This is a genomic window from Streptomyces lavendofoliae (genome assembly GCF_014649735.1).
Classification (GTDB): Bacteria; Actinomycetota; Actinomycetes; order Streptomycetales; family Streptomycetaceae; genus Streptomyces; species Streptomyces lavendofoliae.
In genome coordinates, this window is record NZ_BMTP01000020.1 from 43,020 (window position 1) to 68,949 (window position 25,930).

At 71.0% G+C, this 25,930-nt stretch carries 42 protein-coding genes; 19 read left to right on the forward strand and 23 right to left on the reverse strand.

Features of this window, described 5'->3' with window-relative positions; translation table 11 throughout:
• Position 1: 1 nt before the first annotated feature.
• Genes IE109_RS28935 through IE109_RS28985 form a run of 11 tightly spaced genes read right to left on the reverse strand, consistent with a single transcriptional unit; the run spans position 2 to position 4,525 of the window.
• Entirely contained in the window at positions 2-325 is a 324-nt protein-coding gene (locus tag IE109_RS28935) for a hypothetical protein (protein ID WP_189554324.1), read from the reverse strand.
• A complete protein-coding gene (locus tag IE109_RS28940) occupies positions 315-599 on the reverse strand; it encodes a hypothetical protein (RefSeq protein WP_189554325.1) in 285 nt (94 codons plus the stop codon). Before IE109_RS28940 ends, IE109_RS28935 begins: the two co-directional genes overlap by 11 nt.
• Positions 596-955 carry a hypothetical protein gene (locus IE109_RS28945; RefSeq protein ID WP_189554326.1) on the reverse strand — a complete coding sequence of 120 codons (360 nt, stop codon included), beginning with the start codon at positions 953-955 and terminating at the stop codon, positions 596-598. Before IE109_RS28945 ends, IE109_RS28940 begins: the two co-directional genes overlap by 4 nt.
• Positions 952-1,875, reverse strand: a complete 924-nt coding sequence (locus tag IE109_RS28950; protein WP_069455963.1) for a hypothetical protein — start codon at positions 1,873-1,875, stop codon at positions 952-954. Before IE109_RS28950 ends, IE109_RS28945 begins: the two co-directional genes overlap by 4 nt.
• Positions 1,872-2,441, reverse strand: coding sequence for a hypothetical protein (locus tag IE109_RS28955; protein ID WP_189554327.1), 570 nt, complete (start codon positions 2,439-2,441; stop codon positions 1,872-1,874). Before IE109_RS28955 ends, IE109_RS28950 begins: the two co-directional genes overlap by 4 nt.
• Positions 2,438-2,758, reverse strand: coding sequence for a hypothetical protein (locus tag IE109_RS28960; RefSeq protein ID WP_189554328.1), 321 nt, complete (start codon positions 2,756-2,758; stop codon positions 2,438-2,440). The genes IE109_RS28955 and IE109_RS28960 overlap by 4 nt, the downstream gene beginning before the upstream one ends.
• Entirely contained in the window at positions 2,755-2,943 is a 189-nt protein-coding gene (locus IE109_RS28965) for a hypothetical protein (RefSeq protein ID WP_189554329.1), read from the reverse strand. The genes IE109_RS28960 and IE109_RS28965 overlap by 4 nt, the downstream gene beginning before the upstream one ends.
• Positions 2,943-3,188 (reverse strand): hypothetical protein, encoded by a 246-nt coding sequence (locus IE109_RS28970; RefSeq protein ID WP_189554330.1) that lies wholly within the window; start codon positions 3,186-3,188, stop codon positions 2,943-2,945. The genes IE109_RS28965 and IE109_RS28970 overlap by 1 nt, the downstream gene beginning before the upstream one ends.
• Positions 3,185-3,478: a hypothetical protein gene (locus tag IE109_RS28975; protein ID WP_189554331.1), complete on the reverse strand. Its 294-nt coding sequence runs from the start codon at positions 3,476-3,478 to the stop codon at positions 3,185-3,187. Before IE109_RS28975 ends, IE109_RS28970 begins: the two co-directional genes overlap by 4 nt.
• On the reverse strand, positions 3,471-3,872 hold the full coding sequence (locus IE109_RS28980) for a hypothetical protein (protein WP_189554332.1): 402 nt from the start codon (positions 3,870-3,872) through the stop codon (positions 3,471-3,473). Before IE109_RS28980 ends, IE109_RS28975 begins: the two co-directional genes overlap by 8 nt.
• Before the next feature lie 2 nt (positions 3,873-3,874).
• Positions 3,875-4,525 carry a DUF4326 domain-containing protein gene (locus tag IE109_RS28985; RefSeq protein WP_229891686.1) on the reverse strand — a complete coding sequence of 217 codons (651 nt, stop codon included), beginning with the start codon at positions 4,523-4,525 and terminating at the stop codon, positions 3,875-3,877.
• A gap of 461 nt (positions 4,526-4,986) precedes the next feature.
• Here IE109_RS28985 and IE109_RS28990 point away from each other — a divergent pair, with 461 nt between their 5' ends.
• A complete protein-coding gene (locus IE109_RS28990) occupies positions 4,987-5,556 on the forward strand; it encodes a hypothetical protein (RefSeq protein WP_189554333.1) in 570 nt (189 codons plus the stop codon).
• Positions 5,557-5,578: 22 nt separating this feature from the next.
• Here the strand turns inward: IE109_RS28990 and IE109_RS28995 are convergent, their stop codons facing one another.
• The gene (locus IE109_RS28995) at positions 5,579-5,995 is read right to left on the reverse strand and encodes a hypothetical protein (protein ID WP_069456265.1); all 417 of its coding nucleotides are present in this window, start codon (positions 5,993-5,995) and stop codon (positions 5,579-5,581) included.
• Between the two features lie 128 nt (positions 5,996-6,123).
• On the opposite strand from IE109_RS28995, the gene IE109_RS29000 reads away from it, so the two are divergent.
• A complete protein-coding gene (locus IE109_RS29000; RefSeq protein WP_189554334.1) occupies positions 6,124-6,381 on the forward strand; it encodes a hypothetical protein in 258 nt (85 codons plus the stop codon).
• A gap of 129 nt (positions 6,382-6,510) precedes the next feature.
• Here the strand turns inward: IE109_RS29000 and IE109_RS29005 are convergent, their stop codons facing one another.
• From IE109_RS29005 to IE109_RS29055, 11 genes are all read right to left on the reverse strand, one after another.
• A complete protein-coding gene (locus IE109_RS29005) occupies positions 6,511-6,762 on the reverse strand; it encodes a hypothetical protein (protein ID WP_189554335.1) in 252 nt (83 codons plus the stop codon).
• A 108-nt stretch (positions 6,763-6,870) separates the two neighbouring features.
• Positions 6,871-7,128, reverse strand: a complete 258-nt coding sequence (locus tag IE109_RS29010) for a hypothetical protein (protein ID WP_189554336.1) — start codon at positions 7,126-7,128, stop codon at positions 6,871-6,873.
• Positions 7,121-7,327: a hypothetical protein gene (locus tag IE109_RS29015; protein ID WP_189554337.1), complete on the reverse strand. Its 207-nt coding sequence runs from the start codon at positions 7,325-7,327 to the stop codon at positions 7,121-7,123. The genes IE109_RS29010 and IE109_RS29015 overlap by 8 nt, the downstream gene beginning before the upstream one ends.
• Positions 7,328-7,405: 78 nt before the next feature.
• The gene (locus IE109_RS29020; RefSeq protein ID WP_189554338.1) at positions 7,406-8,713 is read right to left on the reverse strand and encodes a hypothetical protein; all 1,308 of its coding nucleotides are present in this window, start codon (positions 8,711-8,713) and stop codon (positions 7,406-7,408) included.
• Positions 8,714-8,870: 157 nt separating this feature from the next.
• Positions 8,871-9,038 carry a hypothetical protein gene (locus IE109_RS29025; RefSeq protein ID WP_176737696.1) on the reverse strand — a complete coding sequence of 56 codons (168 nt, stop codon included), beginning with the start codon at positions 9,036-9,038 and terminating at the stop codon, positions 8,871-8,873.
• 151 nt (positions 9,039-9,189) lie between these two features.
• Positions 9,190-9,618 carry a GIY-YIG nuclease family protein gene (locus IE109_RS29030; RefSeq protein ID WP_189554339.1) on the reverse strand — a complete coding sequence of 143 codons (429 nt, stop codon included), beginning with the start codon at positions 9,616-9,618 and terminating at the stop codon, positions 9,190-9,192.
• 10 nt (positions 9,619-9,628) lie between these two features.
• Entirely contained in the window at positions 9,629-11,071 is a 1,443-nt protein-coding gene (locus tag IE109_RS29035) for a hypothetical protein (protein ID WP_189554340.1), read from the reverse strand.
• A complete protein-coding gene (locus IE109_RS29040; protein WP_229891687.1) occupies positions 11,068-11,607 on the reverse strand; it encodes an HNH endonuclease in 540 nt (179 codons plus the stop codon). The genes IE109_RS29035 and IE109_RS29040 overlap by 4 nt, the downstream gene beginning before the upstream one ends.
• 240 nt (positions 11,608-11,847) lie before the next feature.
• The gene (locus IE109_RS29045) at positions 11,848-12,144 is read right to left on the reverse strand and encodes a hypothetical protein (protein ID WP_189554341.1); all 297 of its coding nucleotides are present in this window, start codon (positions 12,142-12,144) and stop codon (positions 11,848-11,850) included.
• A gap of 172 nt (positions 12,145-12,316) precedes the next feature.
• The gene (locus IE109_RS29050; RefSeq protein ID WP_189554342.1) at positions 12,317-13,582 is read right to left on the reverse strand and encodes a helix-turn-helix domain-containing protein; all 1,266 of its coding nucleotides are present in this window, start codon (positions 13,580-13,582) and stop codon (positions 12,317-12,319) included.
• Positions 13,579-13,905: a putative quinol monooxygenase gene (locus IE109_RS29055; protein WP_229891689.1), complete on the reverse strand. Its 327-nt coding sequence runs from the start codon at positions 13,903-13,905 to the stop codon at positions 13,579-13,581. Before IE109_RS29055 ends, IE109_RS29050 begins: the two co-directional genes overlap by 4 nt.
• Positions 13,906-14,117: 212 nt before the next feature.
• Here IE109_RS29055 and IE109_RS29060 point away from each other — a divergent pair, with 212 nt between their 5' ends.
• The 17 genes from IE109_RS29060 (at position 14,118) to IE109_RS29140 (ending at position 25,929) form a co-directional block, all read left to right on the forward strand.
• Positions 14,118-14,423 carry a hypothetical protein gene (locus IE109_RS29060; protein WP_189554344.1) on the forward strand — a complete coding sequence of 102 codons (306 nt, stop codon included), beginning with the start codon at positions 14,118-14,120 and terminating at the stop codon, positions 14,421-14,423.
• The gene (locus IE109_RS29065; protein ID WP_189554345.1) at positions 14,423-14,881 is read left to right on the forward strand and encodes a hypothetical protein; all 459 of its coding nucleotides are present in this window, start codon (positions 14,423-14,425) and stop codon (positions 14,879-14,881) included. The genes IE109_RS29060 and IE109_RS29065 overlap by 1 nt, the downstream gene beginning before the upstream one ends.
• Positions 14,881-15,261, forward strand: a complete 381-nt coding sequence (locus IE109_RS29070; RefSeq protein ID WP_189554346.1) for a hypothetical protein — start codon at positions 14,881-14,883, stop codon at positions 15,259-15,261. Before IE109_RS29065 ends, IE109_RS29070 begins: the two co-directional genes overlap by 1 nt.
• A gap of 82 nt (positions 15,262-15,343) precedes the next feature.
• Positions 15,344-15,529, forward strand: a complete 186-nt coding sequence (locus tag IE109_RS29075; protein WP_189554347.1) for a hypothetical protein — start codon at positions 15,344-15,346, stop codon at positions 15,527-15,529.
• Positions 15,530-15,618: 89 nt separating this feature from the next.
• A complete protein-coding gene (locus IE109_RS29080) occupies positions 15,619-15,813 on the forward strand; it encodes a hypothetical protein (RefSeq protein ID WP_189554348.1) in 195 nt (64 codons plus the stop codon).
• Positions 15,814-15,825: 12 nt separating this feature from the next.
• Positions 15,826-16,011, forward strand: coding sequence for a hypothetical protein (locus IE109_RS29085; RefSeq protein WP_189554349.1), 186 nt, complete (start codon positions 15,826-15,828; stop codon positions 16,009-16,011).
• 40 nt (positions 16,012-16,051) lie between these two features.
• Positions 16,052-16,792 (forward strand): hypothetical protein, encoded by a 741-nt coding sequence (locus IE109_RS29090; protein WP_189554350.1) that lies wholly within the window; start codon positions 16,052-16,054, stop codon positions 16,790-16,792.
• A 95-nt stretch (positions 16,793-16,887) separates the two neighbouring features.
• Positions 16,888-18,183: a DUF2637 domain-containing protein gene (locus tag IE109_RS29095; RefSeq protein WP_189554351.1), complete on the forward strand. Its 1,296-nt coding sequence runs from the start codon at positions 16,888-16,890 to the stop codon at positions 18,181-18,183.
• Positions 18,184-18,355: 172 nt separating this feature from the next.
• A complete protein-coding gene (locus tag IE109_RS29100) occupies positions 18,356-20,017 on the forward strand; it encodes a hypothetical protein (RefSeq protein WP_189554352.1) in 1,662 nt (553 codons plus the stop codon).
• A gap of 99 nt (positions 20,018-20,116) precedes the next feature.
• Positions 20,117-22,447, forward strand: coding sequence for a hypothetical protein (locus tag IE109_RS29105; protein WP_189554353.1), 2,331 nt, complete (start codon positions 20,117-20,119; stop codon positions 22,445-22,447).
• A 90-nt stretch (positions 22,448-22,537) separates the two neighbouring features.
• Positions 22,538-23,080, forward strand: a complete 543-nt coding sequence (locus tag IE109_RS29110; protein WP_189554354.1) for a hypothetical protein — start codon at positions 22,538-22,540, stop codon at positions 23,078-23,080.
• 20 nt (positions 23,081-23,100) lie between these two features.
• Entirely contained in the window at positions 23,101-23,256 is a 156-nt protein-coding gene (locus IE109_RS29115) for a hypothetical protein (RefSeq protein ID WP_189554355.1), read from the forward strand.
• Positions 23,257-23,400: 144 nt separating this feature from the next.
• Entirely contained in the window at positions 23,401-23,724 is a 324-nt protein-coding gene (locus tag IE109_RS29120; protein WP_189554356.1) for a hypothetical protein, read from the forward strand.
• A 12-nt stretch (positions 23,725-23,736) separates the two neighbouring features.
• Positions 23,737-24,054 carry a hypothetical protein gene (locus IE109_RS29125; RefSeq protein WP_189554357.1) on the forward strand — a complete coding sequence of 106 codons (318 nt, stop codon included), beginning with the start codon at positions 23,737-23,739 and terminating at the stop codon, positions 24,052-24,054.
• 8 nt (positions 24,055-24,062) lie between these two features.
• Entirely contained in the window at positions 24,063-24,326 is a 264-nt protein-coding gene (locus tag IE109_RS29130) for a hypothetical protein (protein WP_189554358.1), read from the forward strand.
• Positions 24,327-25,036: 710 nt separating this feature from the next.
• Positions 25,037-25,753, forward strand: coding sequence for a hypothetical protein (locus IE109_RS29135; protein WP_189554359.1), 717 nt, complete (start codon positions 25,037-25,039; stop codon positions 25,751-25,753).
• On the forward strand, positions 25,750-25,929 hold the full coding sequence (locus IE109_RS29140; protein ID WP_189554360.1) for a hypothetical protein: 180 nt from the start codon (positions 25,750-25,752) through the stop codon (positions 25,927-25,929). Before IE109_RS29135 ends, IE109_RS29140 begins: the two co-directional genes overlap by 4 nt.
• The last annotated feature ends 1 nt before the right edge of the window (position 25,930 follow it).

The window sequence follows — 25,930 nt, forward strand, 5'->3', positions numbered from 1 at the left end:
CTCAAGCCTCCTTCGGTGCGGGGGCGGGTACCCGGCGTACGCGGTGTGTGGGCCAGCCGGGGGCGGCGTTGAGGCGGTCGGAGTCGATGTCGATGAGGCCGAGCTCGAGGAGGTGGAGGAGCGCTTCGCGTACGGCGCCGTCGACGGTCTCGGCGAGGGTGAGGTTCTGCTTGTAGGTGCCTTCGGGGCCGAGGACCCAGTGGGTGGCGGCATGGCCGGCGATCCGGTCGATGCGCTTGAAGTCCTGGTCATCGGTGTCGACGGTGATGCGGGGCCAGGGGGCGAGCATGCGGTCGGGCAGGGGCGGCTTGTCGTCAGTGGCCATCGGTGATCACCGTGTCGGGCGCCTGCTCGCTGAACGCGTCGATGGTGGGGCAGGGGTGCGGGATGAGCGCCACCCACTCGTCCGTCGTCGGGCCCGTGGAGCGGCGTACGGAGCACTCGCTGCACCAGGTCTGGCCCATGTGCTGAACGGGCGCGTGGAGGGCGGTGACGCGGTTCCTGGCCCGAGCCAGTTCGGTCCGCAGGCGCTCCAGCTCCCGGTCCACAACTGCCCGCGCTACGTCGGCGGCCGCCTGTGCGTCCTCCAGCGTGCTCACCGGCTGTCCTCCTCCTCGCGGGGAGCGGCCAGGAGAGACAGCTCCGTCGGGTCGGCGGCCAGCGAGCGCAGCCACGCGACCATGACACCCCAGTCGCCGCGGAGCGTCTCCGCCTTCTCGGCGACGAGGTTGAGGACCGCTGCCTCCAGCTGCTCGCGCGCCTGCCGGATGCGGTCGTTGTAGTCCTGCTGACCGGCTTCGATCTCCCGGATGGACAGGTACTTACCGGTGCGCGTGTCGGTCAGGGGAGCGTGCGTGTAGTGGCCGTAGGCGGCGAGCTGGAACAGCTCGTATTGGGCGACGTTGTACGCCTTCTGCGTCTCGGTGAGCTCGGACTCGTTGCTGGTGTCGGTCACGAGGTGCGCTCCTCGGTCGTGTCGGCGGCGGCCGTGCGGGCGGCTTGGGCGTCGGTCTCGCCGTTCGGGCCGGCCTGGGCGAGGACGCCGCGGTGCTTGCGCGCGAGGTCTAGGCGTGCCGGGGTCCATTCGTGCTTGGCGGCGATCTCGTCGAGGGCGGCGGGGCAGTCGTCTCCGTGCTGGTGCTGCTGTTCGCAGTCCCAGCCGATGATGAGGGCGTAGAGCCAGGCGTCGGTCCAGTCCTGTGCCCAGTCGCGGGAGTCGTGGGCGAGGTTGTGGCGGAGGGACCACAGGGCGCTGTGGACGCCCGAGAGGAGGGCACCCTGCTCGCCGCTGAACCGCCGCCAGCTCTCGTAGGCGAGGTACATGGCCCGGCCGGCATCCCGGGCCTGGACAACCTCGTCTTCGGCGTCCCAGAGCCGGTCATACAGCTCGGCCAGAGTGTCCTCGGTGAGGTCCGCGAGCGGAGTGCGGTGCTCGGGGTCGGTCTGCGGCGGCGCCTCGGGCAGAGTGCCGGTGACGGTGAGGACGTGCTGCTCCCACATGGCGCCCAGTACGCCGTGCCAGCGCTGCGGGGTCGGGGTCCAGCCGCATCCGCAGTCGATCGTCCACCGGCCTCCGGTGAGCTTGACGCGGCGCGGCATGTGGCCGGTGGCCAGTTGGGTGTGGTCGGGGCAGATGTGTCCGCCCGCGGGGAAGATGGAGCCGGATCCGAGGGTGTGCCAGCCCGTGCCGGACCACTCCGGACGGGCCGGGGTTTCACCGGCCATGCAGGCCATGGCGTCGTACTGCTTCAAGCATCCCGGCACCAGGCAGTTCCGGAGCGCTGGCGGGTTGGCCAGCTTGTCGATCTGGTCGTACAGGGCCGCAAGCTGTTCGGGGGTCAGCTGGTCGAGCGGGATGCGCTCCTCACGAATCACGTCTCGTTCCTCTCGGGGCAGGTGGGGTGCTCTCGCGGGGCGCCGGTGATGGCAAACGGGTAGTCGCTGGCGAGGATCGGCCGCTGCTCCTCCCCGCAGGCGCCGCACGTCTTGCAGCGCCAGTGCTCCCCGGTATCGGTCTGTACAAGGTCGAACCGGTCGTAGAAGGCGTTCAGCTCGGCCTCGCGGCGGGAGTAGATGGTGGAGCGCTGCTTGTACTCCTGGTGGGTGGCGGAGCCGGGGTCCTCTACGTGCTGGTTCCAGCCGGGCCGGTAGTCGGGGTGGTGGCTCCAGAGGCGAGCGAGGCCGCGCATGGTGTAGCAGGGGACTCCGCCGTCGCCAGGTGCGCAGGTGATGCAGCGGCCGGCGGACCGGCCGCGCATGTCGATCCAGATGTTGTGCTGGGAGGCGATGAGGTAGATCGTGTCGACGTTGGTGAGGGCCTGGTCGCGGGTCGGTCCAGGCGAGAGGGCTTCGGCGGCGGTCTGCTGTTCGGCGAGGCGGGCGTAGACGAAGTCCTCGCAGCGGAACTCCCACCGCCAGTCCGGGTCGTCCGGGCCGGTCACCGGCTGCTCCCGTTGATGGCGCGGGCCACGGCGAGTGGGTTCGGCGCTACGGTGTCCTGCCAGCCCGGGTGTGTGGTGACCGTGAGGCGGTCGGCCTCGGAGCGCAGCCAGGCCGCGAGCGCGTGCGCGGTGGCCGGGGTGAACACGGCGACGAGGTCGGAGCAGGCGCCGCCGAAGCCGTTGACGAAGCCGTCGCGCCATGCGGTGGTCTTGTCGTAGGGCTTCCAGTAGTCCGCGGTGTCGAGGTCTTCCTGGGCGGTGTCAGCGAGGTCCATGAGGGTCTGGGCGGCGGTGCGGAGCTCGTCGGCGGGGGTCACTGGCTGCTCCTGTTGAGGGCGCGGGCGAGGTCGAGGGCGTAGGGGTTGATCTCGCCTTCGTCGTCGCCGACGGCGAGGTCGTCGAGGAGTTCGGCGAGCGGGCCGCGGAGGGCGATGTCGATGCGCCGGCCGCCCATGCGGACGCGTTCCTCAGCGGCGCGGACTTCCTCAGCGGGCGTGGTCATCAGGTTCCCTCTCCGTGGGCGGGCTGGTCGTACAGGGCCTTGAGGCGTTGCTGTTGCCGGATGCGGCGGAAGTTGATGAGCCAAGAGGTGCAGTAGATGACTGCGTTCGTGGTGAGGCAGGCAGTGAGGGGTGGGGGCCAGTGGCCGAGGATGAGCCGGAGGAGGCCGGTGGTCAGGGCGGCGGCGACGGCGCCGAGGAGCAGGCCGTGGAAGACGGTGATGGGCGTGGTGGGCAGTCGGCTCACCGGGCGCCGTCCCCTGCGCTGGTGTTCTGCGCCTCTACGTCGGTGATCTGCTGGCGTACGTAAGCCTGCGCGGCCTCGGTGCCTTCGAAGGCGCAGATGATGTCGGCGGTGGCGTGGAGGTAGCCGGCCGCGATGCCGGTGGCCATGGCGCTGATGTCGGGGGTGAGGGCGGCGGCGTCGAGGGCGCGGGCCCGGGCGGCGCCGAGGCGGTCGAGGAGGGCGCGGTACCGGTCGGTGGTCGTCTCGGTGCCGGAGGAAGCGGGTGGGGTTGCCGTGGTGGGCTCAGGCATCGGGTGTCCCCTGCGGGTCGACTTCGGGGTGGGTGAAGTGGACCGTCTTGCCTTTTTCGCGGGCGTACTTGATCTCCGCAAGGGTGCTGTCGCCCACGTAGTCGCCGACGACGAGAACCCAGTTGGCGAGGCGGATCTTCGCCCGGTGCAGGTCGTCGAGGCGCTTCTTGCCGGCCTCGGCCTCGTCGGGGTCGTCCCACAGAGGGTGCGGGGCCTTCATGTCGCAGGCGGGCTTGATGACGATGTTGCCGGCCCAGGTGAGGGCGCGGTCGGCGTCGGCCATCTCGGCCATGAAGCGGGTGGAGCCGCAGATGACGACGATCGGGGGGATGCCGAGCTTGTCCTGGGCGGCGGCGAGGTGCTCTTCGGGGGTGTAGAGCTGCGGGTAGGACACGGTCAGGACTCCTGGGTCGTGTGGCAGAGCTCGAGCAGGACGTCTGCGTGACATGGGACCGGGTTGCCGTCCGTGTCCACGAGTGGGCACCAGCACATGAGGTCCCGGCCCCGGAGTTCGTCGAGATCACTGCGGATCCAGTCGCGGCGTTCCCGTGACCACGACGTACCGACCGGGCCGGGGCCGCCGTCCAGTTCACCGACCAGCCACTGGCGGTACTGGTCGGTGACTACCTTGCGGGCCTCGTCCTTGGACTCGGCGAGTCCGGCTTCGAGGCAGTCGGTGATGGTGAACGGGTTGCCCCAGCGGGTGCCGCGGCCGACGTACCTGGCACCGTTCGCGGTCCAGCCGGCGGTCCGCTTGCGCTGGATGCGTTCCGGGGTGGTGGTGATTCGGGAGGGAAGGAACTCGGCGCTCTTTCCGCCGGCGAGGTCGAGCCAGAGGAACTGGCCCATGGAGCGGTCGCGGTTCATGCGGAACAGGCAGTCGGCGAGCTCGGGCCGGCCCATTTCGGTGAGGATCGGGGTGATGTGGGGGCGGGCGTGTTCGACGACGGCACGGCTGAGGGTGTCGGGGTCGGTGGTTTGCACGGTGAGGGGCGGTACGGGGCGGCTGTCGCCCAGGGCTCCGAACTCGAACTGATAGGTGGCCATGAGGGCGGCTCCTGGGTGGAGGGGGCGCGGGTTCCAGGGTGGCGCGGTGCGCGCTCGGGATTCCCCCGGGTCCGGTCCACCCTACCCATATCCCACGGTTGTAGCAATAGGTTATGCGGGGTTGGGGGACAGCGAAGCCCCGGCCTCCCGAAGGGCCGGGGCCAAGCCAGCAGTTCCCCGATGGGGGCGCTTCCGGGACTCGTGTCCAGCACCAGCGTGGCACCGGACCGCGCCCGGCATCCCCCTGCTCGGCGATCAGGACCGGCCGGGCCGCCACCGCGAGGCGGGGCCGGTCGTTGGAGGGGGTGCGTGCAGTACGCGGGCCCAGGCCGGAACATCCACCCCGGGCCCGCGCCCCGCAGCCGCAGCCTGGCGAACCATCACCGGCGCCCCGGCTGGCCGCCCTACGATGAGCGGACGGGCCCCTGCCGGGGCTGCGCCGGGCTCCCGGGGAGGCTGCTGTGACATCACCGCTGGACGCCGAGGGCGGGCCGCACCGCCCGGACTACCCGCCGAAAACCCCGCCCCCGCCGAAGAAGCCGGTCGAGGCCCCCCGCCCCGAGACCGGCACCACGCCGCCCATCGCCTTGCTGGGTGGTCTGCCCGGTCCGGGTACGGCGGTCGCCGCCCGGCCCCGGCTGCGGGCGCGGATCGCGAACCGCCGCGCCGCGAACTGGACCCTCGACGCCCAGCCGTGGGCGTCGAAGTCCGCCGGCCCCAAGGCCGCCCGGCAGGTCCTCGGCAAGCTCGGCGACTGGGGCTACCGGCTGCCCGCCGACACCCCGGTCGGCACCCTCACCACCACCCTCGTGCAGGCCGCGCTCGCAGACGGCGGGAACCGGATCAGCGTCCACCTCGCCGACCAGGACCACCAGGCGTTGATCCTCGTCCTGTCCCACCAGCCCGGCCACGCCGGCCCCGACGACGGGCTGCTGCACCAGCTGGCCGCGTACCCAGTGGTGTCGTCGTGCGGCACCGACACCGACCGCGAGGACGGCGGCCGCCGCCGCTGGGCCCTCATTGACCTGTAGACGGCCGGGCCGGGGCTGGCGGTCAGACGACCGCGTCGTCGTCCTCGTCGAGTGTCTCGTCGAGGTAGCCGCCCATCGCGGCCATGGGCGCCCCCGCCGTACGCAGTGCGTGGTTCGCGGCCCGGATCGCCTCCTCGGCGTTCAGCAGGGCACGCAGCGCCGTCGACACCCCCTCACCCGGCTCGGTACCGTCCGCCATGCGGATCTGCTGCTCCTCCTCGAGCTGCTGCAGCCCGCGGCGGAGTTGCTGCAGCGACTGCGGCATGCGGTCGGTCAGCGTGATGAGGCCCTGGACGGTGCTGGACAGGTTCGCCGGCGCGGCGCCGCGGAAACCGTGCTCACCGTGGAACGCCGACACCGACTTGGTCGCGTGGTTCAGCTCCCGGATGGTGTCGGCGGCCGCGTAAGCGAGGTCCTGCGGCGTACGGTCCTGGTCCACGAGCGGGCTCCCTCAAGCTGGCGCGGGTACGGCGAGCCCGAGTATCGCAGCGCGCACCGACAGGGCGGGCCGGAACGGGGGCCAGCCCGGCTCGTTCACCCCGTATGAGCGAGAAGTGTCTGGAGTCCGTGGTCGCAGACCTGAAAGTTCTGCACGGGGAATCGTGGGCTGACCACTTCGCCCCGGTGCTCGGGGCAGCCTTGCAAGCCGGTGAGTCGTGGGCCGTGAACGTGATGCACAGGATGCTGGAACGAGCCCACGAGACGGTGAGGCTGGCGGAGCGGGTGGGCGGTGGCCCTGGACTTGCCTTGCAGCACGTCCAGGGGATGGACAAGAAGTCGGCTGGCTGGTTCGTGGATCTGGTGCTGGAAGCGCGGGCTGGGTGAGCGTACCGGTGCCCCCGGTCCAGAGCGCGGAGACGGGGGCACAAGGGGGCGGGGGCTGACAAGGCGTACACCGGGATGGTGAACCCACCCAGGGGCGGATCGTACCCGGCGCCCCGGCGTGGGCGTGGGCTACTCGGTGGTCGGTTCCCCGCGCAGCGCCTTACGGACCTGCTCGCCGGACAGGCCGATCGTGCGGGTGATGGTGTCCCGGTCCACGCCGCGGAGGTGGGCGGCGCGCATGGCGGCGTTCCGGCGGGCGACGTGCTGCTTGCGGCGAGTCTTGCCGGCGACGGTGTGCTGGAGGAGCCGGGCCCACCAGAGCATGGCGCGGCCGGTCCACTGGGTGACGGTACGGGGTGCGGGTGCGGGCGGGTTGGCCAACGTGTCCCCCTCAAGGCTGGATGTCCCGAGCCTCGAAGGTGACGGCGTACTGGCGGGTCGGCAAGAGCGCGAACCGGCCGGTGGCGACCCCACGCCATGGTGGTGCGGTCAGTCGACCTCGACGTACGTGACGATCAGGATGCTGCCGAGCGCGGTCGCGTAGAACACGACCCGCACACCGTCGTGCTGGTAGTCGTGCAGCGCCGGCGCGGTCGCGTGTTCCTTGACCGTGCCGGGGTCGGCGCCGATCACGCCGAGCGCGGTGTCCAGGCGGGCGGCCTGGGCGGAGGTGAGGGTGCGGAGCTGCGTCTCGGCCGGCTCGACGAACACGATCCGCGGCCGGCGGCCGCGCGCGTGCTTAGGCAACGTCTGCCTCGTCGCCGGTGCGCGGGGGCAGCCCGGCCTCGAGACGGAGGTCCTCCCAGTCCCGGCACGAGTCCAGGTCGATGCCCTCCGCCGCCAACGACTCGAGCACGTAGGCGAGGGCGGGGTTCCCAGGGAACTCGGTGCGCGCGGCGTCACGCAGCTGCTGCTGCTCGTCGGGCTCGAACACGAGGTGCGCCATCGGGTGCCTCCGCAGGGTCAGGGTGCGCCCCTCACCGTATCGGGCACGGCAAGGGAGCGTCAGCGGGAGCACTGTGGTTCAGGCAGACAGCGCGCCAGGCCGATGCTGCTCGCAGCGCCATCCTCCCGGGTACAAGCGCGCCACCTTGCCGCACTTCGGTGCACCGATCTCACATATGCCCGGCGCGGGCAGCGGAATGGACGGAGCCACCCTGCGGGCAAGCACCGGAGGCTCCTCCGTCCGCTGTATCGGGACGGAGGCCCTCACCAACGACGGGCGCGGGTTATCGACCGTGATCGTGAGCTCGACGCTGTCGATCCCTCGCCTCTTGAGCGGAGCACTCGGGTGCCACGTCTTCTCACCGAACTGGCACGTCGTGTCCGCGTCCCGGCCCGAGAAGTGGAGTTCGTCATCCGGCTCCGTTGTCTCCTCGAATGTGGGCGGATCCACCTCCCGGTACCCCGCCCACTTGTCCCGGTCCTTGACCGGCACCCATAGGTGACTGCCGGACCGTCGGTCCTTGCGGGAACGGACGAACAACGGGGCGACGCCGCCGGTAGCGGCACCGACCAGGATCTGCCCGACGGTGACCCGTTTCCCGGAACCCATGAAGCTTGTCCACCCAGTCCCTTCATCGCTCGCACGCTGGGGTGTGTCCCACTGCAAGTGCATCTGGCCGCAGCCGGTCTTCTCCTTCAGACCGCCATAGGGGCAGGGGCGCTCGGCGCTTTCCTCACACCGCCACTCGACGAGGACACGGTAGCCACCGACAAGCGGTAGATCATCGGCATCCGCGATCACCCGCCATGGCAACTTGTTGATCAGCATCCAGTTCGCCCGGTCGATCAGGTGGAACCGGTCGTCGTGAGTAACCCAGTTGGCCGTCAGGGCGGCCTCGGCATGGGCTCGGGATCGGCGCAGTACAGTGCTCGGGCTGGCGTTGTAGAACTGCGCCTCGCACCCAAGGCTCACCCCGCCGGCGCCCACGATCGTCACATCAGGACGGGACGCCCGGAACTTGGACGCCTTCTCGACGAGCACATCGAGGCCGGCGCTCTGCGCGGTACGGGCTAGGAAGTCCTTGGTGGCCTTGTGGATGTCGCGTTCCTCGGACGTCATCTCGTACGCGGTGGGCAGGTGCGCCGCACGGAGCCGGACCTTGCCGTCCGGACCACGATGCTTCCGCACGTACATGTACGAGCTACGAACGCCGCTCAACTCGGCCTTGCACGGACGTCCACGGCTGCTCTCCGGGCACACGAGAAGGTGTCGGTCCCGTTCCGCGACGGGCAGGAGGAGCTCTGTCTTCAAGTCCTCGACTATGTCTGGTTCGGCGTCACGCCCCAGGCCGAGGTCTTCCTTGTCCAGCTCGAGGACGGTCTCCAAGCCGGCATGCCAGACACCATTCGCCACAGACGTCCCCCATCCAGCAGCAATGCGAAGAAGGCCCTGGATTCAAGGTACGACCCGGCACTGACAACCGGTACAGGGCCGGGGCAGCCGACGACCCCCAGGCTCGAAGACCTGGGGGTCGTCGGGTCTCTCACTCCCGCCTGCTCAGCGCCGCCTGGACGATTGGCTGGAGCAGGGAGGCAAGGGCGCCGAGGACGGCGAGCTGCTCCGTCGTCAGCCGCGGAAGCAGCACGTACGCCGCGAGCAGCAGGCCGGCGAACAGCAGGGCGTTTCGGTCAAGGTTCGGCGGGATTGCCATGGTTGGGCTCCTGGGTGCGGTGGCGGATGCGATCCTGCTCAACGCGCCCGGCCCGTACGGAGGGTGCACTTTGGGGCCGGCTGGAGCGGGTCGCAACCGCCCCGGCCGGTTCCCCAGACACTACCCATAACCTATGGCACGCGCAATAGGTTCACCGTGCTGGAGGGAAGCGGTCATCCCAGCCGTGGAAGACAGGCGAGTCCACGAACGTGACCGCCGCTGGGAAACGTCCCTCGAAGAGTGCCTCACGCGTCTCGACCACTGGCTGAACTGCGGGGCGTCGGGCCGTGCGCTGTCGCCGGGGAGCGGGCAGCAGGCGGCCTGACGCAGCTCGTACGGCGTCCTTCACTGCCTGCGTCGCGTCGCCCAGCGGTGACAGGTCGAACCACTCGCCCCGCACCCTGTACTCGAGGAACGTCGCATGCAGGTGCGACTCAAGGGCGCGGCCGCCCTCGTGCACCCAGAGCAACAGCAACTCGTGTGGGTTGCCGGTCTGCAACTGGCCAAGACGCTCCTGCGGATTCCCGCCGAGACCGATCTTCACCACCTGCGAGCCCTCCACGCCGATCACGTAGATCACGAATCCCCCCTCAGACGGTTGCTGACTCGAGCTGGCAGTCCCCGCAGAGGCCAGGCGCGTGGGAACGGAAGCCGCGGTCGCAGCGATCGCAGCACTGCATGGGCGCCACGGCCTGCTTCGGCACCGTAGCGGCCGGCTCTGACACCCCCGGGGCCTCCGGGGCGGGCTGGCGGTCGGCCCTCTGGTCGGTCTTCCGCATCTCGCACTGCGTGCACGCCGTACCGGTGACGAAGTCGTGCCGGTCCTCGCACCACAGGTTCCCGCACTCAGCGATATCGGCCAGCATCTGCGTCAGCGGCCCGAACGGCCTCTTACGCCGCCCGCCGCCCAGGTCCGGAGTCAGCTCCCCGGCGTAGAACCGGGTCGCCCAGTAGCCCCGCCAGCGAGGCAGGAACCGGTACTCCACCAGCTCCTGGAGCGTCCGCTCCCGGGGCGTCCCGGCACCGAGGGCGTCGAGCATGGCCCGGCCGACGTTCGTCGGGACCACGGGGCCCAGCGCCTCCCGGAAGTCCGCCGGCAGCAGCTCGAGGATCGCGGCCCTGACCTTCCGCTCCTCGGCCGTCAGCCTGGCCGGTGCCGGGGTGCTCTTGCTGCTGGTGTCGACGGATCGAGAAGGCGGGCTGTTCTTGCCGGACGCGGCGGAGCCGCACTCGCTCGGCTCCCTACTACCTGTGGTTGGCCTACGGCGTTCACCCGGGCTGCGCCCGGTAGGGCCGTCGCTCTTCTTAGAGAGAGTTGTTGGGGACCCTTGTTTGGGAGGCGCGTTCTCGCTGGTCGGGGGCGAATCCGTTCCAGAATCCTGGACCGCTGTTCCAGGATCCTGGAAAGGTGTTCCAGAATCCTGGAACTGATCTTGGTCCGGGTCGGGGGGTTTCTGCTCCGTTCCAGAATCCTGGAACTGTGCGATCTGAGTCACCCGAGCCAGGGGCCGGCCGTTGTCGTCGACCACCGTGGTGACCACGTGCACCGGCGGCTGCGGCGGATTCTCACGCCAGTCCGGCCGGTAGTGGTTGAGCTTGTCCCAGGCGTTCCTCCACCCCGTGTACGGCACCGGAGGTAGATCCTTGACCAGGTAGCCCCGCAGGATCCCGCGGGCCGCCTTCTCCTTTCCCTTGAGCTGGCTGCTACCGAGGTCCTGCTTCGTGTCCAGCGGCACCATCAGGTCCGCGCCCTTCAGCTCGCCCAGGATCTGGTACATGAGCGAGTGGCTGACGGGCTTGCCGGTATCCCGGGTGAGGAGGAAGCACATCTGGTCGATGGTCAGGCGCCGCAAGCCCTGGCCCGGCAGGTTCTTCTTCGGCTCCACGATCATCGAGCGCGCGATCTGGTACATGCGTAGGGCCGGGTCGGAGACCGGCATGAAGAGCAGGCGGTCACGGAGCTGGGTGTACGTCCAGTAGTCCGTGATGTCGCCCTGGAACTCGAACTCCTCAAGGGGAGACTCCTCGCTCACGAGTCGATCCCCTCCAGGTCACCGTCATGTCGTCGGCTGTTGCATGACCGGCACAGGACGCGGAGGTTGTCGTCGGCGTTGCTGCCTCCTCGAGACCAGTGCAGTACGTGGTCAATGGTCAGGTCCTCAGCGACACCACACTTCCGGCAGCGGTGGCCGTCACGATCCAGGATGCGGGCCCGCTTCGTCGCGCTGATCGGGAGGCGCTTGCGTGGCCCCGGGATGACCGGCTTCTGCACCAGCGGCGGCTGCGGCTTGTAGGGGAGCAGTTCGTACACGGACGGAATGGGTAGCTTCGGGTTGTCAGGGTGCACTCGGCGGTCGACGCGAATCGCGCCCATCGCCTCCAGGCGCTTGATGGAGCGGTCAACCGTCTGCATGGTCCTCCCGATGCATGCAGCCAGCCGCTTGCGCGTAGGAACGTCATCGGGAACATCAGAGCTGCCTAGGACGGCCTCGCTGGGCGCCGACCGGCCCGTCGTCGAGTCGATGAACGATGCCAGCGCGGCATACACGGCCTTGTCCGTGGGGTCCACGGACCCATCGCGGGCAAGGGCGCGGTCAAACGGTGCCCAGTCCTGAGGGTTCCCCTGCCGGGAGACAACAGGCAGGGGCTCCGGGGGGTTACTTGTCGACTTCCTCGGTGGAACCGGTACGCTCGGGTTCATGGACGACCTCGCTCATGGGTGATGCAGGGACGTTCTTTGATCAGCGGGCGGCATCCCGCTGTGGTGCTTGGACGGCCGGTGGCGCTTGCTGCCGGCCGTTCGTGCGTCTTACGTCGTCTCCGGGGCGCTGGAGTCCCCGAGCTGCTTGTAGACCGTCCTGAAGAACTCCAGGAACGGCTCGGTGGCCATGATCAGAGCGTTGTTGGCCTTGCCGTAGGGGTAGGGCTTGTCGGGCCCGAACGGCCAGTACGGGGCGTAGAGCTCTGAGGTGGCGATGTGACGGACGCCTTCGCGGGTGATGCTCTCGACGATTCCGAGCTGCATGAGGAGTTCGGCGCCGGACGTGAAGGTCACGGCCGGGGGCAGTCGAGTGTCGTGCGTGTTCTCGGGGTTGCGGGGGCTCATCGGTGCCCTCCGCAACGATCACCACTTCGCACAGCGCGAAGTAGACTCATGGCGGATCTCCTAGCAGGGATTCACGTGGCCGCTCGTCTTCGCAGGTCAGCGGCCATAGGGGCGGTCGGCAGGTTGTGGTGACCTGTCGGCCGTCATCAGGCGACGTGTCTAACGCGTCTAGCTACTCCAAGGCATCAGACCTTTCTGCCAGCGCCACCAGCTCGGGCGTGGCGCGGGCGCCCTCGACCAGGACCAGCTCCTTGATGGCCTTCCTGGCCGCGACGTGCGTGCGGACGGTTTCCGGGATGAGCTTCTCCGCCTGCAGCAGGCAGGCGACGGCCTCGCCGACGTTCCTCCGCTGGGCGTAGGCGCGGCCCAGGTCCATGAAGAGACGTCCCTGCCGCTCGGGCGACAGCGCGTCGGCGTTCACGGCCAGCCCGATATCCAAGGCCTCGCCGGCGTCGCCGAGGTCGACCGCGGTGGACACGGCCTGGATCTCGACGTTCGTGATGCCGAACTCGAGATTGAAGTCGTTCCGGTCCTGCCTGATGCGCTGCGCCAGAGTCCGAGCCTTCTCGATCTCCTCCCGGGCCTTGGCCCGGTTGTGGGACCGCGCCTGTACCAGCGCGAGCGCGAGGTGCAGGGAGCCGAGGACCGATACGCCCTCCACGGTGAGGCCGCCCTGCTTGTCCAGCTCCTCCAGGGGGGCGATGGCGGTCTGTGCCGCGTGCTCCGCCTGCTGCAGCTGCCTGAGCCGGACGAACGCCTGCACCATGCGGAACACGCCGGCGCCGACATGCAGCGGGTCGCCCGACCGCTCGGCCGCCCAGATCGCCCGGTCAGCGGCGACCCATGCGGCGTCCGCCTGGTCCTGCCGGACGAAGGCCGCAGCGAGGGCCTGGTACGTACGGGCCAGCAGCAGGTAGGCGGCGCTGCTGCGCTCCTGGTCCACGATCCGTACGGTCTGCTCCAAGTCCGGCAGCAGATCCGTGAGACGGGCGCTGACGTCGGCGAACTCGCCGGCGTGGGTCAGCTCCCACATTTCGTCGACGGCGGCTTCCAGCTCCTCCAGCGACTTGCTCGGCGTGGGCCGGACCGCGCCCAGCAGCGTGCCGATGGCCGGGTGACCAGAGATCAGGCGTCGCGCCTCGTCCAGGTCGTTGGACTTGTACACGGCCGTCGGCGTACCGCTCGCCGCGTCGCTGGGCAGCGGCGCGCCGGGACGCAGCTGCTGCACGGACACCCCGAGCGCGTCCGCGAGGCCCTGCAGTACGTCCATCCGCTCGACCGGCTGGACGCCACGCTCGACCTGCGACATCCAGCTGTCGGTCTTCTCCATCAGGGTGGCGAGCTGCTTCTGCGTCAGCCCGCGGTCCTTGCGGAGCCGCTGGACGTGCATACCGAAGGCGCGGTCCTTCGGGTCGACCTCTTGCCCCTTGGGCTTCATGTCGCCTCCGGTCCGGCCGGCCTCTTGCCGACCTGCTCGTGGAGGAAGACCACCTCGGTGCTGGACAGGTACTGCTCCCTCTCCTTCAACATCTGCTTCACGTGCGGCTGCTCCTCGTGCGTCTGGAACGCCGCTTCGTCGGCGTACAGCTCGTAGAAGACCCGCACCAGCGGCTCATCGACGGGCACGTGGCTGACGTACACTAGGGTTCCCGGCTCGGCGCGGATGCCCTCCATCGTGCGTTCCACGAGGGCGTCGAATCGCTGTGCGGCGTCGGCGTCGCGGGTGGTGAACCGCACGCTGAGTGCGTATCCGCTATCCACTGCTCCTCCTTGAAGTGTCATGGGCACAGTCTCACATCTGAAGCTCTAGTGCTAGTCCGAAGGAAAAGTTCGGCGAGTGTGTTGACTCGCACTCGTGGTGCGAGTAGCTTCGTTCATGTCGCCACGGCGGCAGCAGAAAGGGCCCGGTGCTGATGACACCGAGCCCTTGACGCAGACCCTGCCCTACCTGCATCACCAGGAGGCCGATCCGCATGAACAAGGATCGCACACGCAGTGCCAGTCCCATCCCCGAGTCCCTGGTCAACATGGACGCCGCCCTCCGGCGCGTCGTTCAGGCCGAGATCGGCCCGCGCCGGCCGGGGGTCGTCTACTCCGACGGCGTCACCGACCTCGAGGTCGTCCAGGTCGTCACCGACCCGTCCGAGGCCCGCCGCATCCTGAAGCGCCGCGCCCCGCAGTTCGCGGTCATCGTCCGCGACATCTACACCGGCGTCGAGCGCGCCACGTGCGCTGTCTGGACCGGCTCGGACCGAGTCCTGAAGGCGGTGGCGGCGTGATGGACGACCTGACCCGCGCTCTGGAGCTGCTGGCGCGCCTCGGCCGCCTGTCCAAGCCCGGTGACGCCCCCGCCAACCGCGTGACGCTGCGCACCCCTGACGGTGAGTTCGCCGGCGAGACGGTGCTGTCCGCGAAGGCCGTGGAGGCGCTGACGATGGCGGTCGAGTCGCTCGTCGACTACGCCGCCGACGCGGCCGGCCCCGCGGACGACGTGATCGACGCCGTGTACGAGGAGATGGCCCGCCTCGCCGCCCCCTACACCACCGCCTCCCCCACCCCGCTGGACGCCGCAGCGTTCGCGAAGCAGCACCGGGAGCTGGCCGCCGACATCGCGGACGTGTTCGCCGACGTGGACCCGCTGTCGTACCTGGATGACGTCGTCGCCGCCGACTGCCCGGAGGCCGCGCAGGCGGCGTACGAGCAGCTGGTTACGGGGGAGTGGGACGGCGAGCTGTGATGGCCAGCACCGACCCGGTCATCCCGCCGCTGGACGACCTCGGTGACGCCCTGCACGACCTGGACGGCTTCCGCTGGCTCCCCGGCATCGCCCAGATCCTCGACGGCATCGAAACCGCCGCCACCACCCCCCTCACCGCCGACCAGACCCAGACCATGTGCGCCGTCCTCGCCGGATCCACCGGCGCCGACGTCCTCACCCTGATCGGCCTGCTGATCCAGCGCCTCACCACCCCGGCCACGAACCCGGCCCTCCGCGCCCTGCCCGACACGCAGGCGAAGGCCGCGCAGGCCGCCGGGGAGAAGGCCGCCTACCTCCTGACCGCCCACGACCTGCACCAGCCCGCGGCCGAAGCCGCCGGCGCGATCGACGGCATCTGACCACCCCCGGGCGGGGCCCGTGCCGGAGCCGACACCGGCCGGGCCCCGCCACCCCACCCCACACCTCCAGAAAGGCCCCGCCGTGAGCAAGCAGACCGCCGTGCAGGACACCGTCAACGCCGTCGCCGTCGCCACCCAGGCCATCAACGACTACGGCCTCACCAGCCCCCAGGCGCAGGGCGCGCTCGACGCCGCCCGGCAGGCCGCGACCACCGCCCGCGCCGCCGGCGCCACCGACGACGACTTCCACGCCGCCCGCCCCCACTAACCCCCGTCCCCGGGCGCTGGCCCGGCCCAGGACCACCCCGCCCCGTCTGGCCGGGACGGTGCCGAGCCCGACCAGGCAGAAAGGCCCCCATGCACACCGGAACCCCCGACGACCTCACCGACGCCGCCCAACGCGCCCGGCTCCTCGCCTACCAGCTCGCCGAACTCCTCAACCGCCTCGACCAGATCCACCCCGGCTCCGTCACCGCCCACGGCGGCCACGTCACCGGACTCGCCGTCACCATCCGCTCCATCGACGGCACCTGGACCGTCGACCCGAACTGAAAGGCCCACCCCGTGACCACCCAGACCCCCGCCCCCGCCCCGGCAGTCACCGACGACGAGGCCCGCATGCGGGTCTTCCAGATCATCGGCAGCGACATCTACCCCGAAGCCCCCGCCGCCTTCACCGGCAACTGGCACGAGGCCCTCAAGACCACCGCCAAGCGCTGGTCCAACCCGCCCGACACGGCCGCCGCCTAGCCCCCGACCGGCCGCCTGACCACCGGAAGGACCACCCGCCATGCCCCGCACCATCGCCCTCGCCCACAGCCTCGACGACTCCCGCCTCCCCAAGGAGACCCCGATGACCACGCCCGCCGTCGCCCACCACCCGCACTACCTCTCCGCCGAAACCCAGACCACCGCCTACGGCACCCGCATCAACTACCGCTTCCGCGCCTTCACCGGCCTCGAGCCCGAGCCCAAGCACCTGCCCTACAACCCCGACATGCCGCGCGACGAGTGGCGGGCCCTCGCCGACGAGTACGACGTCGCGTACAAGCTGTGGAACATCGCCCGCTACCGGCGGGAGCTGAAGCCCCTCCTGACCGCCGCCGAGACGGCCTGGCAGGAGTACACCCGCGCCCACAAGGCCATGGACGCCACCTTCCACGCCTTCCGCGACCTCCCCGACAGCCGCTGGCGCGCCCAGACCCTCCAGCTCGTCGACGCCCATACCAACGCCCGCACCGCGGCCAAGGCGTTCGACGCCGCCGCGCAGAAGATCGCCGACCTCACCGACACCTACCGCAGCCGGGTCAGCTACGACGACCTGCCGTACTCGGAGGACGTCGCCAAGGAGAACGGCATCGACGCCCGCGCCTGGCACGTCAGCGACAGCAGCGACTACCGACCCAGCCCCTACTCCTTCAACCCCCACACTCCGCTCGTCGGCCGCCTGGAGGAGGAGATCGACCGGCAGCGTGCCCAGATCAAGGAAGTCGCCACCCTCGCCGGCGACCCGGCCGACAACATCCGCTGAACCCCGCCAGGCGGTCGGCCACCCCCCCCCCCCACACACACACAGGCCGACCGCCTGACCCTCGCCCCCACCCGCACCGAAGGGACACCACGACCGTGAACACCACCCCGGCCGGCCTCGAGCCGCACACCCCCGCCGCGGGGGAGCAGCCCCGTACCGACGGGGCCACCCCCCACACCCGGGTCAGCGACCGCCCGAACCCGCTCTACGACCCTCTCGTTACCAAGCCGGTGGACGCCAAGGCCTGGGTCATCCGCATCGTCCTGGGCCTCGTCATGAGCGCTGCTCTCGGCGTCGGTACCTGGTCGATCTACACCCTTCTCACCGAGGTGTTCGGCACGCCCGAGGCTGTCGCGGTCCTGGGCTGCGGCCTGTTCGACGTCTCCGCGATCTTCTTCGCGCTCCTCGGCCAGTCCTACGCCACCACCACCGACTCCGGCCTTGCCCCCCGCCTCGCCATGCTCACCATGGTGTGCACCAGCTCCTGGGTGAACTGGAAGCATGCCCAGCTTGAGAACTGGGGCACCGTCGGCGGCGTCATCTTCGCCTCCGCTCCGATCATCGCCGAGCTCGCCTTCGAGATGTGGCACCGGTTCGAACACCGCGCCACACTCCGCGCCCTCGGCCGGGTCGCCCAGACCCTCCCCGTTCTCGGCAAGTGGGCGTGGATTGCTCACCCGATCCGCTCCCGCAAGACCATCGACGCACACATCCGCGCCGCCCTCACCGAGCACGAGGCGGTCGCGCAGCTGCGGGAGGAGACCGCCACGGAGCGTGCCGCCACCATCCTCGGCGGCGCCACGGTCACCGTGGAGCGGGTGCCCGCCACGGCGCCTCAGAGCGCCCCGAACCGGATTCCGCTTCCCGTCACAGGGCGCCCCGTGCTCGACTCCCGTGGCGCCTGGGAGCGCCCGGCCGTGGCGGGCGTCACGAACGCCCCCGCCACGGAGCGCCGTGGCGTCGAGGAGCGGGGCGTCACGCCGACGCTCCAGAGCGCGCGGGCGGAGCGGGGTGGGGGCGCCACGGCGGACGCCACGACCGGCGCCACCGAGGCCTACAGCGAGAGCGTCCCGGCCGACGCCACGCCCGCCGCCCAGAGCGCACCCCGCCACGCCACGAACAGCAGCGCCGTGGCGCCCACAGCGAAGAAGCCGGACGCCACCGAGGCCACCGGCCGGCAGGCGGCGAAGGACGCGATCCTCAGCCTCTACCGCCGCAACGGCCGGCGGCCGCTGGAGTCGGAGATGGTCACCGAGCTGAAGCGGATCCGCGCCAAGCACACCAGCCGCCAGTACGCGGGCAAGCTCCGCGCCGAGCTGGAGACGGAGAACCCGAGCCTGGCCGCGCTCGGCACGGAGAACGTCCGCGTCCTGACCGGCACCGACGGCTAACCCCCACAGGGCCCGGCCACTACCCGCCGGCGGCCCCGGCCACTTCCACTCCGACTCCCACTGCGACTCCGACCGAGCCGCCCCGATCCCCCTCTGAACAGGCGCAACCGCACACACCCCGCACCGCCCAGTCGCAATCACAGTCGCAGTCGCAGTTGACCTGGAGGACCCTGTGACCCGCCAAGCCCCGACCAAGACCCCGCCCGCCCTCAACCTCACCCCGCCCCCTGCGGCCGCGCCCACACCGGCCCCCGCCCCGGCGCCGGTGTGGGTGTCCCCGGTCGCGTCCTGGCCCTCGCCGCTGACCGACCAGGCAGCCGAGGCCCCGGCAACCGACACCGACACAAAACCGCGCCGCAGCCGTACCGGTGCCGGCATGCCCGTCGGTCCGGTCCTCGCCTCGACCGGCAACGCCACCGCCCTCACCCTCACGACGGCTTACCAGTACGGCGGGCCTGTGGCGGCCGCCACCACCGGCGCCCTCATGGCGGCCGGCGCCACGACCGTGGCGCTCCGGCGGCGCGCCACGGTCCGCCGCTCCAAGGGCAGCCGTGGCGCCTCGCGCGGGTTGCTGCGTGGCGCCTCCGGTGGCGGGTTCCGTGGCGCCGCCGGAGCGCCGAGGCTGAACTCGGGGGGCGCCCTGCGTGGCGCCACCGGGGGTGGCCGTGGCGTCGGGCCGGGCGCCACGGGGCGGTCGTCCGGTGGCGCCTGGGGCGCCGGGGCGGGTCGCGTCATGGCGCCCCGTAAGAATGGCGCCACGAATTCCGCTTCTGGGGTGTCCGGCGCCACGCACCGCGGTGGCGGGGGCCTGCTCAAGGCGGGCCGGGGCGGCTCCGGGACGGGCTTCTCCGGCGGGGGTAAGCACCGCCACGGTGGCGGCCAAAGCGGCGCCACCCGCCCGGGGCGCCACGACAAGACACCCGCCACGAACACCAGCCCCGGCGCCGGCATCGGACGCCACACCCGCCCCGGAGGAGTGGGCGGGTCAGGGGCGCACCGCACCCCCGGAACCCTCAACAAATCGAACAAGGCGGGCGGCACCATCAAGGCCGCCCTCGGGCGCGCCACCCGCGCCGCCGGAGTCGGGGCCCGCGCCGCCGGCAGCCTCGCCGCCCGCGGCGCCAGCGCCGGATGGAAGATGACCGCCCCCGCCCGCGCCGCCGGCCGCAAGAAGCTCGCCGCCGCCACCAAGGCCGCCACCGCCGGACTCGTCCGCCAGATCAAGAAGGTCCCCGGCGCCCTCGCCGACGGCCTCCTCGCCACCGGCGCCGGGATCCTGTCCGGCCTGTGGAACTGGAGCGGCAAAGCCGCTCTGGCCCGGCTGCGCGACGTGTGGAAGCGACGCCGCGCCCGCCGCGCCAAGAACGCCGACACCGCCGACGCCGGCACCACGCCCGCCGCCCCGGAAATCGCGGACACCGTCCGCCGCCCCAACCACACCACCACCCAGCCCAAGACCACCTTTGGAGGACCCATGTCCGGCGGCCACCACTTCGTCGCCCCCGCCATGGAAATGGCCCGCATCGCCGCCAGCTACCAGCCGAACGGCATGCTCCAGGTCGGCGAGGACTTCTCCGGACTCGCCGAAGCGCTCCAGCTCCACGCCGAGGCCATGAAGGTCACCGTCGAGAACGCCGACGCCCAATGGCCGCTCGACCCGAACATCGTCGAGATCATCCGCCAGGTCCACTCCCTGCAGCTCAAGGCCGCCGAACTGGCCTCCGAACTCCCCGCAGCGTTCGAGCGACTCCACCACGTCGACCTCGAGCGGCTCCGCAACCCCCGCAAGGGCGCCACCGCCGAAGCCATGTGGGACGTCACCCGCAACCTCTAGCCCCCTACGGGGTGCCCGGCTGGCCCTCCCGCCGCCGGGCACCCCCGGTACAGCCCCCTATCCCCGCCCCCACCCCACCCCTCGAAAGGCACCCCACCCGTGAAGCTCGACTGGGAACGCGGACACGGCCCCGTCACCGGCCCGATCAACGCCGCCGCCGCAACCCTCACCTGCAGCTGGGCCGGTCACCTCCTCGACACCCCCTGGCCCGTCGCCGCCGCCATCGCCGGCGCCGGACTCGCCGGCACCCACATCGCCGGACGCCGCAAGAACATGACCCGCCACACCCTCGTCATGCGCGCCGCCGGATGGCTCGGCGCCGGAGGCTGGTCCTCCTGGGCCATCGCCAACGGGCCCTGGACCACCTGGGGCATCGGATCCCTCACCGCCGGCGCCATCGGCCTCGGCGCCGCCATCGCCGGCGCCCACGCCGCCGAGGCCCAAGCCTCCACCAAGGCCGCCGAAGCCGAAGCCGCCGCCACCCTGGCCAAGCTCGCCGGGAACCGCCAGGCCCTCGCCACCGAATGGCAGCAGCGCATCGCCCGCGTCTGCGGCATCGAAGGCCTCACCGTCGCCGGCATCGAAGACTGGCCCGCCGGCGGCTACAGCATCGACGCCGAACTCCCCGCAGGCGGCGCCACCTGGAAGGAAATCGCCCGCCGCGCCGACGCCCTCGCCGCCGACGCCCGCCTCCCCGAAGGCTGCGGCGTCGAAGTCTCCAAGGGCGCCCACCGCGGCGCCGTCGTCCTCGACGTCTCCACCGAAAACCACCTCATCGACGACGTCTACTACCCCAGCGACTACAGCCCCCTGACCGTCAACCAGCCCGTCCCCATCGGCGTACGCCGCGACGGCACCCCCTACGGCCCCGTCAACCGCCAGGCCTCCATGCTCATCGTCGGCCAGCGCGGCTCCGGCAAGTCCAACCTCATGCACGCCATGGTCGCCAACCAGTGCCGCATGACCGACTCCCTCACCTGGGTCATCGACCTCAACGGCGGCGGCCTCGCCCTGAAGTGGATGCGCGCCTGGCACGCCGCCGGCCGCCCCGGCCGACCCCCGATCGACTGGGTCGCCGACACCCCCGACAAGGCCCTCGCCATGGCCCAGGTCCTCGTCAACGTCGCCAAGGCCCGCAAGGTCGGCTACCAGGACCGCGAGATCGCCGCCGACGACGACAAGCTGCCCGTCGACCACGAGGTCCCCGAAATCCGCGTCTTCAACGACGAAGGCGCCGAGATCTTCTCCACCCGCAACCGCCGCGACGAGACCCTCCGCCAGATCGCCGACTACCTCATCCAGACCCTTGAGATCGCCCGCGCCGCCGCCGTCAACGAGACCACCTCCGGCCTGCGCGCCACCCAGGACGTCCTGTCCGACCCGCAAATCCTCAAGCAGTCCACCTTCAAGGCCGGCATGAAAGTCGCCGACGACGCAGAGCTGAACTACTTCTTCGGCTACAACCACAACGCCAGCTCCGAAGACGCCCCCTACCCCGGCTGCGCGCTGGTCCGCGACGGCGACGGACAGGTCCACCCGGTGAAGATCTACCGGATCAAGCCGTCCCAGATCGCCGACATCGTCAAGGCCACCGCCGACCGCCACCCCGCCCTCGACGACCTGTCCCGCAGGGTCGCCGGCGAAGCCTACGAGCGCCGCTGGGAAGGCACCGACCACCTCTTCGGCCTGGCCGCCGCCCCCGCCCCGGCCACCCTCCCCAGCACCACCTCCACCACCCCGACCACGACCCCGCGGCGCGGCAGCGGCGTCACCGCGAACTGGGGCACCACCCCCGCACCGACCGGCATCCAGGACAACATCACCGCCGCCGACGACGCCATCCGCCGCCTCCACGACAAGATCAACGAGACCAGCAGCCGCGACGACGACCTCGACGCCCAGTTCCAGGCCGTCGTCCAGCAGGGCGGCCTCGCCTGGCAGGCCCCCACCACCGACGACAGCACCGACACCGACGGCGAAGCCACCACCGACCCCCGCTACCAGCACATCTACCGCATCGTCGAAGGCGCCGGCCCGAACGGCATCGGACCCGCCGCCATCACCGACGCCTTCACCCGCCTCCACCCCGACGAGACACCCCCCAACCCCACCGTCATCGGCCGCTGGCTCAAGGCCGACGACCGCATCCACCAGCCCAAATTCGGCCGCTACGCCACCCAGCCCAACAGCGCCGAACCCGAACCGGACAGCGACAACCTCACCCAGCAGATCAACGACCTGATGCCCCAGGCCATGGAACTGGTCATCGCCAAACAGTGCGCCTCCGCCACGTTCCTCCAGCGCAACCTCCGCTGCCCCTGGGACGTCGCCAACGGCCTGCTCCTCGTTCTCGTCGCAGCGGGCGTCATCCACCCCGAGCCCGACGCCGAGGGTGGCCACCGCGTCCTCCGCCAGCCCGACGGCGAGTAACCACCCCCTGAGCCCCAGCACCACCCACACCCATCAGGGCGCCGCCCGTTCCCGCGACGGGCGGCCCCTCCTCACCTCAAGGACCCCGCCGTGAACCACCTGCCCGACCTCCCCGCGCGGCAGCCCCACGCCCCCAAGGCCGGGCACCCCACCATCAACCCCGCTGCCCTCGAGTTCCTCCACGACGTCGAAGAGGCCCTCGCCGCCGCCACGCCGGAGCCGCCCAAGGCCACCTCCTTCCGCGACGACACCCCGCTCCCCGCCACCGGCCCCACCCCGCCCGTACCCCAGCCCGGACGGCCCCCCATGAGCAGCAAGGCCACCGACGACAGCGTCCGCATGATCTCCGCCGGGTTCCTCACCCTCTGCGCAGGCGGCGCCGCTTCCGGAGTCCTCCACTTCTCCAGCCACGCCGACCCCACCACCCTCGCCCTCATCGCCGCCGCACCCATCGGCATCGCCGTCCCGATCCTCGCCCTCACCCGCCTCCTGCGCGGCGCCAAAGAAGCCGCCGCAGCCCTCCCCGCCGAACACCACCACCACTACACAGGCACCGTCATCCAGGACCAGCGCAGCATCAACACCCAAACCCGCGGCGTGTGGGCCAGCACCCGCAACCAGCTGCCCCGCTGAACCCCAGGAAGCCCCACACCGTGCCCACACCCGCCCGCACCCTGAAGGTGACCGCCCGTCTCCCCGACGGGCGGCTCCTCATCGCCCACCTCGACCCCCAGCTCCCCGCCCACCACAGTCCCCTCCGCCGCGCCCTCCACACCGCCGGCATCCCCCTCACCAGCCGCGACCAGTAGGACAGCGACCGAAGCGACCCAAGACCCGAAGCGCGCGACCGGACACCCGGCCGCGCGCTTTCCCCTGCCACCGCAGGTGCACCGCGCCGGGGGAGTGAACGCCCAGGCCGCTGCCACACTGGGCTCCACCCGCCTGGAGGACTCATGCCGACCTTCCTGATCCCCCTCCTGCTCATCGGCACCATCTACGCCCTCGCCTGCACGATCGGCGGCGGCGCCCAGCCCGACGCCCCGCTCTGGCTCCGCTGGCCGCACATCCTCTGGGACCGGCTCCTCAGCGGCCCCCGCCCCAAGCCCGCCCCACCCCGCCCCGACTACGCGAAGATCACACGCCTCGAGCGGGAACTCGGCCTCACCGACGAGCAGCCCCTCCGCCGGGAGCGCGTCTGCCTCACCAAGGACTGCGACGGCGGCACCGCCATCCGCACCTGGGGCGGCCAGCTCGCCTACCGCATCCACGACCACTAGGGAGACGCCCCCGTGGCCCACCGCCCCTACCCGAACCCCGACCGCGCCCTCCGCCACCTCGCCCGCCGAACCCCCGCGCCCGAGCCGACCGAGTTCCAGCAGCACCCCGCCCAGCAGGCGAGCAGGGCCCTGGCCGCCGCCAGCGCCGCCATGCGCCCCCTCGTTGAGGGCCTGCGCCGCACCAGCGGCGGCACCACACCCCCGTACAGGCCCCACGACGACGAGCGCCTCGTGCAGCTGTCCCCCGGCTGGGTGTCGCCGAACATACGCCGCTGCCTCCCCGACGAGATGATCGAACGCATCAACACGCCCCGCCGCCCGCGCCCATGATGGTCCGCATGACGAAGAAGACACGACTCACCTACGAAGAGCACCTCGAGATGGGCCGGGAGCTGTACAGGCTGCGTAACGAGCTCATGGAACTCGGCATCCGCATCAGGAACGCGTACCCGAAGGCCGACCGAGCCGTGAAGAAGATCCAGACGACTCAGGACGCGATCGACCAGACCCGCGCGGTCATGGACAGCCACCTCGCCAAGGAGCACCCGGAACGGTTCGACACGAAGGTGTACTACCCCGGCTCCGCAGACGACCGGGCCTGACACGAGGCCCCGCGCGTACGCAGTCCTGGATCCTTTCCGCGACCGTATCCGCGATGCTCAGATGGAAAGCCCGTCCGAAAACTCCACCCGGGTGGCGATCTGATATCACGTTTCCATGTTCCGGTGGTGCGAGCTGCTAGCAGCATGAGACAGTGGGTTTGCGCGCCCACCCTAACGAATCCTCAGATGCGTTAAGGCGGGCGGAAAAGGTAGGGCCCGGGGTACCAGCACACGCTGGCCCCCGGACCCGGTACAGAGAGCCCTGAGACGGGCGCTCACCTGCCGCTAGACGAGGTCAGCCGTGAACTGACACACGTCACACAGCAGCGACAGGACCATGAGCACCGTACTCAGGGCCCCTCTCTGTTGTGGCTTCCTATGACGCCCAGGCATATGCGTTTCACCCCCCTCCCGTAAATGTGCAGGGGGCACCGCGCCGTGACGGATAGTCGCCGACACGATCAGCCTAAGCGGCAATCCGACCGAGCGTCTCAATTACCCGGAAAGCACCACCACGCGCGGCCTCATGTGCTCCAATACCGCCCCGCCGACCCGGCGCCCCGTGAAGCACCCGGGGATACCGGCCCGGACAAAGCTGGTTGAGCACGAAACCATGGTCATGCACGGCCCGCCCCGGCCCGGAGGTCCCCCCGTTCCTCCCCGGGCCCCGGCGGGTCGTGTCACCTCCGCCCCTCGCCGAGGAGACCACCGTGCCCCACCCCACCACCCCCGCCGCCGGCCACGACGACGACTACGCCTGGCCCACCTGTTCGACCCCCACCTGCGGCCGCCCCCTGTGGACCAACGAATCCGACAGGCGCGCCTGCCACCCCTGCGAGGACAAAACCCGCCAGCGCCTCACCGAACTACCCAGCCTCTTCACCCAGCTCAACACCACCGCCCAGCACATGCGCGGCACCCGCCGCACCAGCAGCACCCTCAGCGGCTCCAAAACCCCGCCCCTGCCGCTGCGCGCCGACGTCCTCAACCTCACCGGCCCCGGCGGCATCGCCCACCGGCTCCAGACCATCGAAGACGCCTGGCGCGCCCACCTCGGCCGCCGCATAGGCACCTGGGCCGGCAACCCCACCCAAGCCGTGCCCGTCCACGTCCAGTTCCTGGTCATCAACCTGCAGCGGGCCGTCGACACCTACGACAGCGTCGGCCAGGACATCGACGACATCCGCCGCCTCCACACCGAAACCGTCGCCGCCGTCACCGGCGAACACCGCCCCGGCCGCATCCAGATCGGCCCCTGCCCCATCCCGTACGCCGACGGCACCCTGTGCGGCTACCCCCTCACCGCCTCCACCGCCCGCCACCGCATCCAGTGCCCCGGCTGCGGCACCCGCTGGGAAGGCATCGACGACTGGCGCACCCTCCGCGCCGCCCAGAACGCCGCCCAGCCCGCCGGGGCCGCCGCGTGAAGGCCTCCGCCGCCCACGTGGACCCGCCGCCCGCCCTCACCGCCGCCCAGCACCTCGCCGACCAAGGCCACCACGTCCACTACGTCGCCCACGGCGAACCCCGCTGCCTCACCGGCCACTGCCACCACACCAAGCCCGGACCTCTCGCGCTCCTCCGCCTCCGAGACCTCCTCTAAC

Bases quoted from the DNA above. Each gene is read 5' to 3' on its own strand.
- IE109_RS29025 (WP_176737696.1), bottom strand. From the start codon at position 9,038: ATGGCAATCCCGCCGAACCTTGACCGAAACGCCCTGCTGTTCGCCGGC.
- IE109_RS29120 (WP_189554356.1), top strand. From the start codon at position 23,401: ATGCCGACCTTCCTGATCCCCCTCCTGCTCATCGGCACCATCTACGCC.
- IE109_RS29065 (WP_189554345.1), top strand. From the start codon at position 14,423: ATGGACGACCTGACCCGCGCTCTGGAGCTGCTGGCGCGCCTCGGCCGC.
- IE109_RS28985 (WP_229891686.1), bottom strand. From the start codon at position 4,525: ATGGCCACCTATCAGTTCGAGTTCGGAGCCCTGGGCGACAGCCGCCCC.
- IE109_RS29130 (WP_189554358.1), top strand. From the start codon at position 24,063: ATGACGAAGAAGACACGACTCACCTACGAAGAGCACCTCGAGATGGGC.
- IE109_RS29050 (WP_189554342.1), bottom strand. From the start codon at position 13,582: ATGAAGCCCAAGGGGCAAGAGGTCGACCCGAAGGACCGCGCCTTCGGT.
- IE109_RS29080 (WP_189554348.1), top strand. From the start codon at position 15,619: ATGCACACCGGAACCCCCGACGACCTCACCGACGCCGCCCAACGCGCC.
- IE109_RS28935 (WP_189554324.1), bottom strand. From the start codon at position 325: ATGGCCACTGACGACAAGCCGCCCCTGCCCGACCGCATGCTCGCCCCC.
- IE109_RS28975 (WP_189554331.1), bottom strand. From the start codon at position 3,478: ATGCCTGAGCCCACCACGGCAACCCCACCCGCTTCCTCCGGCACCGAG.
- IE109_RS28965 (WP_189554329.1), bottom strand. From the start codon at position 2,943: ATGACCACGCCCGCTGAGGAAGTCCGCGCCGCTGAGGAACGCGTCCGC.
- IE109_RS29060 (WP_189554344.1), top strand. From the start codon at position 14,118: ATGAACAAGGATCGCACACGCAGTGCCAGTCCCATCCCCGAGTCCCTG.
- IE109_RS29045 (WP_189554341.1), bottom strand. From the start codon at position 12,144: ATGAGCCCCCGCAACCCCGAGAACACGCACGACACTCGACTGCCCCCG.
- IE109_RS29070 (WP_189554346.1), top strand. From the start codon at position 14,881: ATGGCCAGCACCGACCCGGTCATCCCGCCGCTGGACGACCTCGGTGAC.
- IE109_RS29015 (WP_189554337.1), bottom strand. From the start codon at position 7,327: ATGGCGCACCTCGTGTTCGAGCCCGACGAGCAGCAGCAGCTGCGTGAC.
- IE109_RS29090 (WP_189554350.1), top strand. From the start codon at position 16,052: ATGCCCCGCACCATCGCCCTCGCCCACAGCCTCGACGACTCCCGCCTC.